Origin of the sequence: Proteus sp. TJ1640, assembly GCF_003144445.1 — a bacterium.
Taxonomy (GTDB): domain Bacteria; phylum Pseudomonadota; class Gammaproteobacteria; order Enterobacterales; family Enterobacteriaceae; genus Proteus; species Proteus penneri.
In genome coordinates, this window is the sequence record NZ_PENY01000021.1 from 375,850 (window position 1) to 390,183 (window position 14,334).

Sequence of the window (14,334 nt, forward strand, 5' to 3'; positions counted from 1 at the left end):
GGCAGCACATCAAAGAACTTAAGCGGTCAGGCGACTTGCGTCCTGAGCGATAACTAACTCTTCGTTAGTTGGGATAACAACAGCAAGACGGCTGTTATCGGTAGTGATAGTGCCTGATTTGCCGAAACGTGCATCTAAGTTGCGTTGATGGTCAACTTCAAAACCTAATAGAGCCAGTTTTTTCAGAGATAATTCACGAACCATTGCTGCGTTTTCACCGATACCACCAGTAAAGATAATCGCATCTAAACGACCTTCCATCAGTGCACAGTAAGAACCGATGTATTTCGCTAAACGATGGCAGTAAACGTCCATTGCACGTTTAGCATCTGCTTTAGTGTCGTAGTTATCTTCAACATAACGGCAGTCACTAGTGACTTCTGTTAAACCTAACAGACCAGATTCTTTAGTCAGCAGTTTGTTGATGTCTTCAACACTCATACCTAAAGTATCGTGTAAATGGAACACGATAGCAGGATCGATATCACCACTACGAGTACCCATTACTAAACCTTCTAATGGAGTCAGACCCATAGAGGTATCAACACATTTACCGTTAACAACAGCAGAAACAGAACCACCATTACCTAAGTGGCAAGTAATTACGTTCAGTTCGTCAACAGGTTTGTTTAACATTTTAGCGGCTTCACGAGAAACATAGAAATGGCTAGTTCCGTGAGCACCGTAACGACGGATGCTGTGATCTTTATATAAGCTGTATGGCAGTGCATACAGATAAGCTTCTTCTGGCATTGTTTGGTGGAATGCAGTGTCAAATACCGCAACCATTTTCTCAATTAAATGAGGGAATGCTTTACGCGCTTCTTCAATACCAATAAGGTGAGCTGGGTTATGTAATGGAGCAAATGGGATAGCAGCTTCAATACCTTTGATAACTTCGTCAGTGATCACGACAGATTTAGTGAATTTCTCACCACCGTGAACAATACGGTGACCAATTGAAGCGATTTGTGCAGACAGTTCTGGTTTTTCAGCCAGAATAGTATTTACGATAAAGTTTAATGCTTCGCTATGAGCAGCACCTGCGCCTAACGCAGCTTCATGTTTTTGGCCATCCATTTTCCACTTCAGGCGGGCTTCAGGAAGGTTGAAGCATTCAGCCAAACCTGACAGGAATTCTTCACCATTTTCTGGGTTGATAATTGCAAATTTAAGAGAAGAACTACCGCAGTTCAGTACCAGCACCAGCTTACTTGACATGGAATTACCTATTTATCTTGTTGTCGTAGTGTCTTTTATATTATAAAGACGGTGGTTAATAAAACGTCAATCATAAAAGCCTATCGCATTACTATGATGACATTAATGACGCGCATCATGCTTAAAGTAAAAAACTTGATGCTAATTATAGTTGCCAATCATTAATTGGACGATTTTTATTCACCCATTAACTTTTCGCGTTAAAATCGGCGAAAAGGGTTGAAAATCACGCCGGCAAACAAAATATAGCGCTTTATTGCCACAAACCTTTAGAATGGGCACAGGATACAGAGTAAAGGCAACAAAGACAAAATATACTTAATTCTACTAAAAGATTTTTATTCTTTATAGATATTTTTTAAAAGTTACAGAAGAAATTGATTGAGGTCATTATGAGCGAACCGACAGTGACTCCCCCCGGCTTTTTTAAGAAGCTTCGTTTGGGGAACGAGTATTTAAAAACCTGGCCGGTTGAAAAACAATTAGCGCCTGTTTTTCCTGAGAATCGTATTGTCAAAGCCACACGTTTTGGTATTCGTTATATGCCACCTATTGCTATTTTTACAATGACATGGCAAATCGCATTAGGCGGTAATTTAGGGCCTGCAATTACAACGGCGTTATTTGCCTGTAGTCTGCCAATGCAAGGGTTGTGGTGGTTAGGTAAGCGTGCAGCAACGCCACTTCCAGCTACGTTATTACGCTGGTTTTATGAAATTCGAGAGAAATTTGAAGAAGCAGGCATTGCTTTAGCACCAGTCGAACAAACGCCGACTTACCTTTCTTTAGCTCATTTATTAAAACGCGCTTTTAAGCAACTTGATCGTTCTTTTCTTGATGATGTGTAGAACATCTGTTCTACCTTCTTCGTTGGTCATGATTGTCATCAGAATTACCCCGTTGAGATCAAAAAACGCGTAGTTAACACTACTCAATACTTTTGATTAATGTCATTCTCTCCTCAATGATTTCTTTGGAGAATTAATGATGGAAATGACACATGCACAACGCTTGATCCTCTCTAATCAATACAAAATGATGACTATGATGGATCCTGATAACGCTGAACGTTATCGTCGCTATCAGACAATCATTGAACGCGGTTACGGATTACAATTACGTGAACTAGACCGTGATTTTGATGAAATGTCTGAGGAGACTTGCCGTACCATTATTAACGTCATGGAAATGTACCATGCACTGCAAGTTTCTCGCGATAACTTAAAAGATCAAGAAATGCCTGATGCTCGTCGTGTTGCATTTATTGGCTTTGATGCGGCGACAGAATCCCGCTATCTTAGTTATGTGCGTTTTATGGTGAATACAGAAGGGCGTTATACACATTTTGATAGTGGCAGTCATGGTTTTAACTCACAAACACCAATGTGGGAAAAATACCAGAGAATGCTGGCTGTTTGGTTAGCGTGCCCTCGTCAATATCACCTTAGCGTCGTTGAAATCCAACAAATTCTTAATGCGTAATAAGTAACGCATCATTCTAAGGTAGGCATAAATTATGGCGATCACATGTAAAGGCTTTCTATTTGATTTAGATGGAACATTAGTTGATTCATTACCTGTTGTTGAACATTGCTGGGCGTTATTTGGTGAACGCGTTGGCGTATCAACACAAGAGATTAATGACTACATCCATGGAAAGCCTGCTATTGAGTCGATTCGCCATTTTATGCCTAATGCTACCGAACAAGAGATAACAGAAACTTTTCGTTGGTTAGAAAAATTAGAATCAACACAAACAGAGGGTTTAGCACCGCTTCCAGGGGCTATTGAGTTAATTAATCGTCTTAATGACTTAAATATTCCATGGGCGATTGTCACATCTGGTACTGTTCCTATCGCCTCAACGCGCCAATCTGTCACGGGTATCCCTGAACCTAAGCATTGGGTTACCGCGGAATGTATTAGTAAAGGTAAACCTAATCCTGAGCCTTATCTTTTAGGTGCCAAAAAATTGGGTTTATTGCCACAGGATTGTGTCGTTTTTGAAGATGCTGCAGCGGGTATTTACTCTGGTTTAGATGCAGGATGTCAAGTCGTTGCTGTTCATGCACCTCTTTCTCTCCCTCGCCGCAATGAGATTCATTTAATCATTGATTTTTTAAACAATATTCAAATCGAGAAGCAAGCTGAAAAAGTGATAATAACGCACAAAAGATAGTCTTTTCTTTGATCATATTAGAAGATTTATTGTTGTAAAAATGGTCTACTTATCAATGTAGTGAATTGATGTCTTAACTTGTTTTCACTTATTGCTGATCGAGGCCATTTTGAATAGCGAATTATTATGGGTTTTAAGCCTGCTATTGATAGCTATTGTCCTTTTTACGACCAACAAAATCCGCATGGATGTGGTCGCTTTACTTGTCATTATCGCATTCGTTCTTAGTGGAACTCTCTCATTAAATGAAGCCACGGTAGGATTTAGCGATCCAAACGTATTGCTTATTGCTGCCCTTTTTGTTATTGGCGAAGGGTTAGTGAGAACGGGCGTGGCTTATCAAATGGGGGACTGGCTGGTACGTGTCGCGGGTAATAGTGAAGTTAAAATGCTTGTGCTATTAATGATATGCGTAGCAAGTCTAGGTGCTTTCATGAGTTCAACTGGCGTTGTCGCAATATTTATTCCTGTTGTATTGAGTGTTGCAGCTCGAATGAAAACATCACCCGGTCGTTTAATGATGCCGTTAGGTTTTGCTGGATTGATTAGTGGCTTAATGACCTTAGTGGCAACGCCACCTAATATGGTTGTTAACAGTGAATTAGTCAGAGAGGGGTTACCGAGTTTTCAGTTTTTCTCTATTACGCCTATTGGTATCGCCGTATTATTCGCAGGCATTCTTTATATGCTGGTGGTACGCAGGTGGTTAGGAAATAACGATAATGGTAAGCAAAAAGAAGCTTATCGCCGTACTTTCCGTGATCTTATTCGTGATTATCAGTTAGCGGGGCGTGCTCGCCGTTTAGCTATTCGTAAAGGCTCTCCACTGATAGGTCATTCACTTGATGAATTACACTTACGTTCACGTTATGGTGCAAACGTTGTCGGTATTGAACGCTGGAGGCGTTTTCGGCGTGTGATGGTCAGTGCAACTGGTGGTACAGAATTAAGAGAGCGAGATGTTCTATTAGTTGATATGTCCGCTAGTGATGTCGATTTACGTGAGTTTTGCCGTGAACAAATGTTAGAGCCAATGGTCTTGCGAGGCGAATATTTTTCTGAACAATCTCGTGATGTAGGGCTTGCTGAAGTATCCATGAATCCAGATTCAGAGTTATTAGGCAAATCATTAAGAGAGATTAAATTCCGTACTCGCTACGGATTAAACGTGGTTGCTATTCGCCGTGAAGGAAGTGCCTTACCGGGTAAAATTGTCGATGAGCCATTACGCCTTGGTGATGTGTTATTAGTGATTGGTGATTGGAAACTTATTCGGATTTTATCAACCAAACCACGTAATTTTATCGTGTTAAATTTAGCGGCAGAAATTGAAACTGTGGCGCCTGCTTCATCTCAAGCTCCTCATGCACTGTTTTCGTTAGCGTTAATGGTGGCATTAATGGTAACGAATGAAGTTCCTAACTTTATTGCGGCACTTATTGCCTGTTTATTAATGGGTAAATTCCGTTGTATTGATATGGAAAGTGCTTATCGCTCTATTCATTGGCCAAGCATTATTTTAATTGTCGGTATGATGCCTTTTGCTGCAGCATTACAAAAAACAGGCGGCATAGAGCTTATTGTTAATGGCTTAATGGATGTGGCAGGTAGTGCTGGTCCTCAAGTGATGTTGGTGTGTTTATTTATACTTTGTGCATCAATTGGGTTGTTTATTTCAAATACCGCGACTGCAGTATTAATGGCACCAATTGCTATTGCGGCCGCAAATCAAATGCATGTATCACCATTACCATTTGCAATGGTGATTGGTGTTGCAGCATCTGCAGCATTTATGACGCCGGTTTCATCGCCTGTTAATACGCTAATCCTTGAGCCAGGTGGTTATAAGTTTGCCGATTTTATTAAGATTGGTGTGCCATTTACGATTATTGTGATGTTGATTAGTGTCTTCCTGATCCCGCTATTATTCCCATTCTAAATATTAATACTTTTTTTTGCTGAAACGCTGTTTGTTAATTAATAAACAGCGTTTTTTATTTACTGGTCGGTGGTTTTTTATTTGATGTATACGACATATCTATGAATGTGTGTTTTTTGAAAATCTTTCTTAGAAAAAAAAGTATAGTCATATTATTGAGTTGAAAATAATTTAATAAGAGAGATATATATATGGTTGCTATAATTTCAACGTCCCGCCAAGGAACCGTTTCGATTAAGTCTGATCAAAATAGTCAAAATAACAAAGGAGTAAACGTTATATCAAATAGTAGTAAAGAGTTTAAAACTAATAACAATAATCATACATCAAAAGAAAGTAACAAAGTATTAAGAAATAAAATAAAAGAGATAATAATAGAAAAAAATATCCATGGTAAATCAACCGCAAGAGTGAATAATAAAAACATTGTTTTTTCTAGCGAACATAATAAAAATTTGACTCAAAGTGCTAGTGATGACCTAGAGCAGATAAAACAGGCCATTTCTACGCATCGAATTGTTTTTAAAGGATTAATTGCAAATAGTTTGATTAATAATAAAGAAAGTGTGGGGAGTGAGATATTATCAAAGTATAATAATTTTACTTCATTGGCACCTGAGTTTCATGATAAAGCATCAAAAGCAATGACTAATTTTTCTATTTCATTAGAATTAAAAAATGCAGATGAGGCAATAATTTTTTCTATATTAGAAAATAATAATAAGAATGATTCTGTTGATTATGTAAAGGATTATTTAAATAAGAAATACCAAGGATATATAGACGCTAGAAAAAATAAATTGAATATCACTAATAGAGCGAAAAATATATTAAAAACGATGGAGTCAAACAAATTTGATAAAAAAATAGAAAGTCTTTTTGAACTTGTTAATGATTTTAAAAATAAAAATATTGTTAGAAATAAAAGTGAATTAAATACACATGATATTTTTCAAGGAGTTGCTGAACACTATCTTAATGATAATAATATTCATGTTAATTTAGAACAAGCCGAAAATATTATTGAAAAAATGATCAAAGATAAAGGTCTAGAGTTTGCTGCTACATTAAACTCAGAAAAACGATTAGAGACAGTTAATTCAGCAATTGACCAAACATTAGATTATATAAAAACACTAAAACTTGATGAAAATAAAAATGATATAATAATGCTTGCTATGGGAAAAACAAAAAGTATCAATAGAAGTAATGTATTTATTAGAGGTATGAAAGGAATAAGAAATTTAGTTATTGGTAAAGATAATAGCAAAAATGATAAACTAAATAAATTAACAGAAGGTTTGATAAAAAGTTTTGAATCTAATACATTGAAGTTTTTAGCGGAAAATATAAAGGAAATGGAAAATATGAATGATAATGATATTAACCCTGATAAAAAGGATGTGAAAAATGAAGGTTGATGTATATCAGTAAATTATAGTCTCAACTTTAAAGTGAGTGATTATTATCACTCACTAATCTCATCCAGCGATAAACTAAATCCCGGTACAAACACCTTCATAAAATAATCCATTTCTGGGCTATGCCTTTCAGCAAGTGTTTTCTCTAGGCGATTTTTCGCTAAATTAAATTCGCTATTACCTGCAGCTAACTCTTCAAGACATTTTAAATAAGCGCACAGACTATCTGCTTGCTTAACAATAAACGTTTCTTCTTCATTATGTAATTGCTCATCAATAAGAGGACGAAAATCGTCTTGTAGTTCTTCGGGTAACATTTCAATTAGTTTTTGCTGTGCATATTTTTCTATTTTTTTATATTCATGAGCAATTTGAGGGTTGTGATATTTAATAGGCGTTGGCATATCGCCAGTGATCACTTCGCTGGCATCATGATACATCGCTTGTAATGCAATTCGCTCTGCATTGACATTGCCACCAAACTTGCGGTTTTTTATCACTGCTAAGGCATGGGCGACAAAAGCAACTTGTAAACTGTGTTCAGACACATTTTCTTGGCGAATATTACGCATTAAAGGCCAACGAGTAATGAGTTTTAAGCGAGAAAGGTGGGCAAAAAAGTAACTCATAATATCTCCCAATTGCGTGATTGAAGACATTATTGTGAGTGGATAATAGATAGATGTAAACATTAATAAAAAATAAAATAAAAAAACGCAATATAACGTATTGTAATATTGCGTTTTATTTTAGGTGTAGACAATTTTATTGATGATAACCCACAATAAAACGACCAAATTTTTGGATTGCCATATCTAAATCATCTTCACGCGGAAGGGTCACAATACGGAAATGGTCTGGGTATGGCCAGTTAAAGGCGGTTCCTTGTACCAATAACACTTTTTCTTGCAGTAATAAATCAAGGATCATTTTCTGATCGTTTTTAATACTGTAGCGGTTAAGGTCTATTTTAGGGAACATATACAACGCCCCCATAGGTTTAACACAAGAAACTCCCGGGATTTGATTAATGAGTTCCCAAGCTCGATTGCGTTGTTCGTATAAACGACCACCAGGCAGAATAAATTCACTAATACTTTGATAGCCTCCTAATGCCGTTTGAATAGCATGTTGCATTGGTACGTTGGCACATAAACGCATCGATGCCAGCATATCTAAGCCTTCAATATAGCTTTTAGCCTGTTTTTTAGGGCCGTTTAATACCATCCAACCTTGACGGAAACCTGCAACACGGTAAGTTTTTGATAAACCATTAAATGTTACGGTTAATAAATCGGGTGCCATGGCAGCGATAGAATGATGTTGTGCATCGTCATACAGAATTTTATCGTAGATCTCGTCAGCGAAGATAATCAGGTTGTGTTGACGTGCTATCTCAACGATTTCCATCAGAATATCTTTGCTATACACCGCACCTGTTGGATTATTTGGATTGATAATAACAATACCGCGGGTATTTTTTGTAATTTTACTACGAATATCATCGAGATCAGGGAACCAACCTTGTTGCTCGTCACACATATAATGAACGGCATTTCCCCCAGAAAGGGAAACAGCGGCTGTCCATAATGGGTAATCAGGCGCTGGTACTAGCATTTCATCGCCATTATTCAATAACGCTTGCATCGCTTGTACGATTAACTCAGAAACACCATTACCAATATAGATGTCTTCAACAGTGATATCTCGCATATCACGAGCTTGATAATGCTGCATGATAGCTTTACGCGCGGAAAACAGACCTTTAGAGTCACTATAACCCTGAGAGCTTGGTAGATTGCGGATCACATCTACTAAAATTTCATCAGGTGCTTCAAAGCCAAAAGGTGCTGGGTTACCAATATTGAGTTTTAAAACTTTGTTACCTTCTTCTTCCAGACGTTTTGCCTCTTGCAAAACCGGACCTCTAATGTCGTAACAGACATGTTCGAGTTTGTTTGATTTTTTAATCTGATTCATAGCGCGTTTACCTAATAGGGTCTGACTCGTATCTTTATTGTGATTATGGCGACTTAGCGACATTTATCGCCGGTTGCTATTCATATAGAAAGATACAAATGAAAAGGTTATCCCAGCAAATAACTGTTCTATCACTCTACTCTCACGTTACAAACTTTTGAAGATGCTAGGTAATTTTTGGTGTAAAAGGTCAGTTTATTCTTGGAATGTTATTTTGATGACTGAATATATTACCTACTGTGGGATTATGTTTCAGATTTGATAAATAATCCAGATTGTTATTCTGATGAAAAGGGCCTTTTTAGTGTGTCGATTAGAAATAAGTTGATGTGATAGGTTAGTAAGTGAAATGTTGCATAATCAATTATTGAATAATTTTATCGGATTTGTATTATCTGACTTAATATATTAAATTTTCAAATAATATGGTTAAATCTACTTTATTCTATAGCAATCAATTAGTTTAAGTATAAATTAAATTTAAATCTTAAATTTAGTTTATAGGGGGAAATACTTAAACTTGAATGTATAGTTAAGATAATCTAAATTATTTTCAAAATGTTAAAATTTATGAATGAGAAAACAATATAGCATGATCTAAGTCTAACTTGTGATGACGGTATAAAGTTCTTTCTTGTGAATATATAAAATGATAATAAAATTTAATTTGTTACAAAAAGATGCAATTCCTTTCTATCTAGGAGGTGTAAACGATAAGAAACAAATGTAAAGTATTCTGTATGTCTTTGCTCTCCTTTTCAGAGTAAAGTACAGTCTGAATCGGAAGTCTTTTTAGACTTTTGATATAAAACACCAGGTATATGTAATTTAAAAATCAAAAATAAGTGAAGAATAAACAATGATTAATGCAAATCGTCCGATAATGAATCTCGACCTCGATCTGCTTAGAACGTTTGTAGCTGTAGCAGATTTGAACACTTTTGCAGCCGCCGCGGCTGCTGTATGTCGAACCCAATCTGCTGTGAGTCAGCAGATGCAACGTTTAGAGCAATTGGTGGGTAGAGAGCTTTTCGCCCGTCATGGTCGTAATAAACTTTTAACCGAGCATGGTCTACAACTGTTAGGTTATGCGCGTCAAATTCTGCGTGCAAATGATGATGCAACGGCATCATTAACGTATAGCGATGCAGAAGGGGAGCTACGTATTGGTGCTTCTGATGACTCTGTCGATACTTTATTACCGTTTTTATTAAATCGTATCGCGTCAGTGTATCCTCGTTTAGCTGTTGATGTACGTATTAAGCGTTCTCAATATATTGAGACAATGCTAGATAATCATGAAATTGATTTAGCGTTAACAACAGCACGTATTGGTCATCACCCACGTACAGCGTTACGTACTGCACCAGTGTTATGGCATTGTGCGCCAGATTTTCAATTACAAATGAATGAACCTATTCCTTTAGTTGTTATGGATGAAACGAATCCATTCCGTCAATTAGCGATAAACACGTTAGATGACGCTGGAATTCAATGGCGTGTTGCTTATGAAGCCGCTTCTTTATCTGCTGTTCGTGCGGCAGTTAATGCAGAAGTGGGTATTACTGCTCGTCCACTTGAAATGCAAAATGCTGATTTGCGTATTTTAGGTGAAAGCGAAGGTTTACCGCGTTTACCTGAAACACAATATTGGTTATATCGTAACTCTGATGAACAAAATGAAGCGGTGTTAACAGTATTCAATGCGATTGAAAACAAGAAAACACCTTATACTGTCACTGCATCTGAAGATATTAGCTCTACTGAACTTGAATAATCACATTAATAATTGTGTGAATTTTTTAGCGTTAAAACACAAAAATTAAAGATTAAAATAGAGTCAAATAAAACTGGATAGTGATGAATAATAAACGGGAATAGATGCAATGAAGTGCATTTATTTCCGTTTTTTTATTGCTTTCTTCTGAAGTAGTAACATTATGTTAATAATTATGTTGTTTTATGTATTTATCTTTGTGACATTTCATTCCATTACTACCTAAACTATTTGTTAAAAAAATGTTTACCTTCCCTCTTGGTTAATCACTTGTAGGATTTGTTAACAAATAAAAAGTTTGTCTAGGTTTTAAGAGAATAAAAAAGTAAATCTAAGCGGATATTTGACCTTCTCCACAATATTAGAAAGTTAATTTGTTAAAATTTGGATAAATTTTAAACTGATTAGGCGTTTTTTCGACTATTTTGTGAGTTTGATCAAAAAAATAAGGCACATTTGCCTGTGTTGAATAAGGTTTTTCCTGAGATACTGGTGTAGTAAAATCGAATTATCGGTTAGACTAAGCGTGTTAGCATAAAGTTTGTCGGTTGACTGACACGTTTTAGCATTAGCCAGTAATTAAGTGTTAAAAATGAGTGTTTAATTTGTTAAATCGCGATAGAAAACTGAGTGACTTGTCGCAAAGTTTTCTAAAAAAGAAAAAAGGTATAAATAGACTGTTATTATTTCTTTAATTAGCAAGTCTGTTTAATTCGCCTTTTTTTTCGTAATTAGAAATGTGGTGTAAACCGCCGGATAAGAGTTGGTTAATTGACACCACCTTTGATGAGTAAGCAATGAGTATGTCTACAACCACCGAAGTTATCGCCCATCATTGGGCATTTGCTGTCTTCCTCATAGGCGCATTGGGGTTATGTTCGCTCATGTTGTTGGGTGCCCGCTATTTAGGCGGACGCGCACAGGCAAGGGCAAAGCATGTTCCTTATGAATCTGGTCTTGATTCTGTTGGCAGCGCTCGTCTGCGCATGTCAGCTAAATTCTATTTAGTTGCCATGTTTTTCGTTATTTTCGATGTTGAAGCACTGTTTCTTTATGCCTGGGCTGTTTCCGTTCGTGAAGTTGGCTGGTTAGGCTTTATTGAAGCATCAGTCTTCATCGCTATTTTATTAGCTGGATTATTCTATTTGGTTCGCATAGGTGCATTAGATTGGACGCCTATTCGCTCTCGCCGTGAAACTGCGAGTAAAAGCCATGTTCGATTAACCAGCGGCAAACATCCGCAGCAGTAATAAGCGAGGCATTAGAAATGGATTATACGCTCACCCGCATAGATCCGAACGGTGAGAATGACCGTTATCCCCTGCAATCACAGGAAATTGTCAGTGACCCATTAGATGCTCACGTTCATCGCAGTGTGTATATGGGAAAACTGGAACATGCGTTGCATGACGTTGTGAACTGGGGACGGAAAAACTCTTTATGGCCATATAACTTTGGTCTTTCTTGTTGTTACGTTGAAATGGTGACGTCATTTACAGCTGTACATGACGTGGCTCGTTTTGGTTCAGAAGTATTACGTGCATCCCCTCGTCAAGCTGACTTTATGGTGGTTGCGGGTACTTGCTTTACGAAAATGGCACCCGTTATTCAGCGTTTATACGATCAGATGTTAGAGCCTAAATGGGTTATCTCTATGGGTGCATGTGCTAACTCTGGTGGTATGTATGACATCTACTCAGTAGTGCAAGGTGTGGATAAGTTCATTCCAGTTGATGTGTATATTCCTGGATGTCCGCCACGCCCTGAAGCTTATATGCAAGCACTGATGTTATTACAAGAGTCCATTGGTAAAGAACGTCGCCCATTATCATGGGTTGTCGGCGACCAAGGCGTTTACCGTGCCAATATGCAATCAGAACGAGAAAGAAAACACGGTGAGCGTATCGCAGTCAAAAATCTGCGTACTCCTGACGAAATTTAAAGGCTTTTGCCTAAGACGTAACCAGAGCAATGTGTTGCGATCATAGTAACCCTGATCAAAGTTGTGGTGAATAGAAATGACCGATCAGATAGCGCAAAAAGGCGCTCGGCCAGCGTGGGAAACGACCGATCATATTGATGATCAGGTAGTTAATGAACTGCGTCAGAAATTTGGGCCAGATGCGTTTACGTTCCAGCCTACTCGTACTGGCATGCCAGTTGTTTGGGTTAAGCGGGAACAACTCATTGAGGTACTGCAATACCTCAAATCTTTACCAAAACCTTATGTCATGCTGTTTGATATGCATGGCTTTGATGAGCGTCTTCGTACGCACCGCCAAGGCTTACCAGCAGCAGACTTTTCCGTTTTCTATCATCTGATATCAATCGATCGTAATAAAGATATTATGTTGAAAGTCGCATTAAGTGAAAATGATCTTAATGTTCCGACAATCACATCTCTCTTTCCTAACTCGAATTGGTATGAGCGTGAAGTCTGGGATATGTTTGGGATTGTCTTTAATGGGCACCCCAATTTACGCCGTATTATGATGCTTCCTGATTGGGAAGGTCATCCACTGCGTAAAGATTATCCTGCTCGTGCGACAGAGTTCGATCCTTATGTGCTGACAAAGCAGAAGCAGGATCTGGAAATGGAATCGCTGACATTTAAACCTGAAGAGTGGGGGATGAAACGCGGTACGGAGAATGAGGACTTTATGTTCTTAAACCTCGGCCCTAACCATCCATCCTCTCACGGTGCATTCCGTATTATTCTTCAGCTTGATGGCGAGGAAATCGTCGACTGTGTACCTGATGTGGGTTATCACCACCGTGGTGCTGAAAAAATGGGTGAGCGCCAATCTTGGCACAGCTATATCCCATATACAGATCGAATCGAATACCTCGGCGGATGCGTTAACGAAATGCCTTATGTACTTGCAGTGGAAAAACTTGCCGGTATCGAAGTGCCTGAACGCGTCAAAGTCATTCGTGTCATGCTGTCTGAGCTATTTCGTATTAATAGCCACTTACTGTATATCAGTACCTTTATCCAAGACGTTGGTGCAATGACACCGGTGTTCTTCGCCTTTACTGATCGCCAAAAAGTTTACAACATTGTTGAAGCGATTACCGGATTCCGTATGCATCCTGCATGGTTCCGTATTGGCGGTGTTGCTCATGACTTGCCACGTGGTTGGGAACGCTTATTACGTGAATTTTTAGATTGGATGCCAAAACGTCTAGATTCTTACGTAAAAGCAGCGTTGCAAAACAGTATTTTGAAAGGTCGTACTATTGGCGTTGCCTCATATAACGCAAAAGAAGCGTTAGAGTGGGGAGTCACAGGTGCGGGTCTTCGTGCAACAGGTGTTGAATTTGACGTGCGTAAATGGCGCCCATATTCAGGTTATGAAAACTTTGAATTTGAAATCCCTGTCGCAAGCAATGGTGACTGTTACGATCGTGTAATGCTGAAAGTAGAAGAGCTACGCCAGAGCTTACGCATTTTGGAACAGTGCTATAAAAATATGCCAGAAGGGCCATTTAAAGCAGATCATCCACTGACAACGCCTCCACCAAAAGAGCGCACATTACAGCATATCGAAACCATGATTAACCACTTCTTACAGGTTTCATGGGGCCCGGTTATGCCTGCTAATGAATCATTCCAGATGGTTGAAGCCACTAAAGGGATCAACAGTTATTACTTAACCAGCGATGGCAGCACAATGAGCTACCGTACACGTATTCGTACGCCTAGTTTTGCTCATTTACAACAAATCCCAGCGGTTATCCGCGGTAGCTTGGTTTCTGACTTGATTGTGTATCTGGGAAGTATTGATTTTGTAATGTCGGATGTGGATCGTTAATC

General features: G+C 38.2%; 12 protein-coding genes. 9 read left to right on the forward strand and 3 right to left on the reverse strand.

All coding sequences use genetic code 11. From position 1 onward, the window contains the following. Positions 1–18 precede the first annotated feature (18 nt). Positions 19–1,221 (reverse strand): acetate kinase, encoded by a 1,203-nt coding sequence (gene ackA, locus DK861_RS09215; RefSeq protein ID WP_006533321.1) that lies wholly within the window; start codon positions 1,219–1,221, stop codon positions 19–21. Between the two features lie 392 nt (positions 1,222–1,613). On the opposite strand from ackA, the gene yfbV reads away from it, so the two are divergent. From yfbV to DK861_RS09240, 5 genes are all read left to right on the forward strand, one after another. Next, positions 1,614–2,069, forward strand: coding sequence for a terminus macrodomain insulation protein YfbV (gene yfbV / locus DK861_RS09220; RefSeq protein ID WP_069367978.1), 456 nt, complete (start codon positions 1,614–1,616; stop codon positions 2,067–2,069). A 139-nt stretch (positions 2,070–2,208) separates the two neighbouring features. After that, positions 2,209–2,703: a YfbU family protein gene (locus DK861_RS09225; RefSeq protein WP_109399923.1), complete on the forward strand. Its 495-nt coding sequence runs from the start codon at positions 2,209–2,211 to the stop codon at positions 2,701–2,703. 34 nt (positions 2,704–2,737) lie between these two features. Next, complete coding sequence (locus DK861_RS09230; RefSeq protein WP_109399891.1) at positions 2,738–3,400, forward strand: sugar phosphatase; 663 nt, start codon at positions 2,738–2,740, stop codon at positions 3,398–3,400. A gap of 109 nt (positions 3,401–3,509) precedes the next feature. Further along, positions 3,510–5,339: an SLC13 family permease gene (locus DK861_RS09235; RefSeq protein ID WP_109399892.1), complete on the forward strand. Its 1,830-nt coding sequence runs from the start codon at positions 3,510–3,512 to the stop codon at positions 5,337–5,339. A 191-nt stretch (positions 5,340–5,530) separates the two neighbouring features. Beyond that, on the forward strand, positions 5,531–6,760 hold the full coding sequence (locus DK861_RS09240; RefSeq protein ID WP_109399893.1) for a hypothetical protein: 1,230 nt from the start codon (positions 5,531–5,533) through the stop codon (positions 6,758–6,760). 47 nt (positions 6,761–6,807) lie between these two features. Here DK861_RS09240 and yfbR read toward each other — a convergent pair whose 3' ends face one another. Both yfbR and DK861_RS09250 read right to left on the reverse strand, forming a co-directional pair. Beyond that, positions 6,808–7,389 (reverse strand): 5'-deoxynucleotidase, encoded by a 582-nt coding sequence (yfbR, locus tag DK861_RS09245; RefSeq protein WP_109399894.1) that lies wholly within the window; start codon positions 7,387–7,389, stop codon positions 6,808–6,810. A gap of 136 nt (positions 7,390–7,525) precedes the next feature. Further along, positions 7,526–8,740, reverse strand: coding sequence for a pyridoxal phosphate-dependent aminotransferase (locus DK861_RS09250; protein ID WP_072063486.1), 1,215 nt, complete (start codon positions 8,738–8,740; stop codon positions 7,526–7,528). Between the two features lie 859 nt (positions 8,741–9,599). Between DK861_RS09250 and hexA the strand changes: the two genes are divergently transcribed. The 4 genes from hexA (at position 9,600) to nuoC (ending at position 14,332) form a co-directional block, all read left to right on the forward strand. Further along, positions 9,600–10,517, forward strand: a complete 918-nt coding sequence (gene hexA, locus DK861_RS09255) for a transcriptional regulator HexA (RefSeq protein WP_006533310.1) — start codon at positions 9,600–9,602, stop codon at positions 10,515–10,517. Positions 10,518–11,314: 797 nt separating this feature from the next. Next, positions 11,315–11,767, forward strand: coding sequence for an NADH-quinone oxidoreductase subunit A (locus DK861_RS09265; RefSeq protein WP_072068609.1), 453 nt, complete (start codon positions 11,315–11,317; stop codon positions 11,765–11,767). Between the two features lie 17 nt (positions 11,768–11,784). Further along, complete coding sequence (locus tag DK861_RS09270) at positions 11,785–12,459, forward strand: NADH-quinone oxidoreductase subunit B (RefSeq protein ID WP_004243697.1); 675 nt, start codon at positions 11,785–11,787, stop codon at positions 12,457–12,459. 76 nt (positions 12,460–12,535) lie between these two features. After that, on the forward strand, positions 12,536–14,332 hold the full coding sequence (gene nuoC / locus DK861_RS09275) for an NADH-quinone oxidoreductase subunit C/D (protein WP_109399895.1): 1,797 nt from the start codon (positions 12,536–12,538) through the stop codon (positions 14,330–14,332). Positions 14,333–14,334: the final 2 nt, after the last annotated feature.

Coding starts and splice junctions, on each gene's coding strand:
- DK861_RS09265 (WP_072068609.1), top strand. CDS start 11,315: ATGAGTATGTCTACAACCACCGAAGTTATCGCCCATCATTGGGCATTT.
- DK861_RS09230 (WP_109399891.1), top strand. CDS start 2,738: ATGGCGATCACATGTAAAGGCTTTCTATTTGATTTAGATGGAACATTA.
- DK861_RS09250 (WP_072063486.1), bottom strand. CDS start 8,740: ATGAATCAGATTAAAAAATCAAACAAACTCGAACATGTCTGTTACGAC.
- DK861_RS09270 (WP_004243697.1), top strand. CDS start 11,785: ATGGATTATACGCTCACCCGCATAGATCCGAACGGTGAGAATGACCGT.
- hexA (WP_006533310.1), top strand. CDS start 9,600: ATGATTAATGCAAATCGTCCGATAATGAATCTCGACCTCGATCTGCTT.
- nuoC (WP_109399895.1), top strand. CDS start 12,536: ATGACCGATCAGATAGCGCAAAAAGGCGCTCGGCCAGCGTGGGAAACG.
- ackA (WP_006533321.1), bottom strand. CDS start 1,221: ATGTCAAGTAAGCTGGTGCTGGTACTGAACTGCGGTAGTTCTTCTCTT.
- DK861_RS09240 (WP_109399893.1), top strand. CDS start 5,531: ATGGTTGCTATAATTTCAACGTCCCGCCAAGGAACCGTTTCGATTAAG.
- yfbV (WP_069367978.1), top strand. CDS start 1,614: ATGAGCGAACCGACAGTGACTCCCCCCGGCTTTTTTAAGAAGCTTCGT.
- yfbR (WP_109399894.1), bottom strand. CDS start 7,389: ATGAGTTACTTTTTTGCCCACCTTTCTCGCTTAAAACTCATTACTCGT.
- DK861_RS09225 (WP_109399923.1), top strand. CDS start 2,209: ATGGAAATGACACATGCACAACGCTTGATCCTCTCTAATCAATACAAA.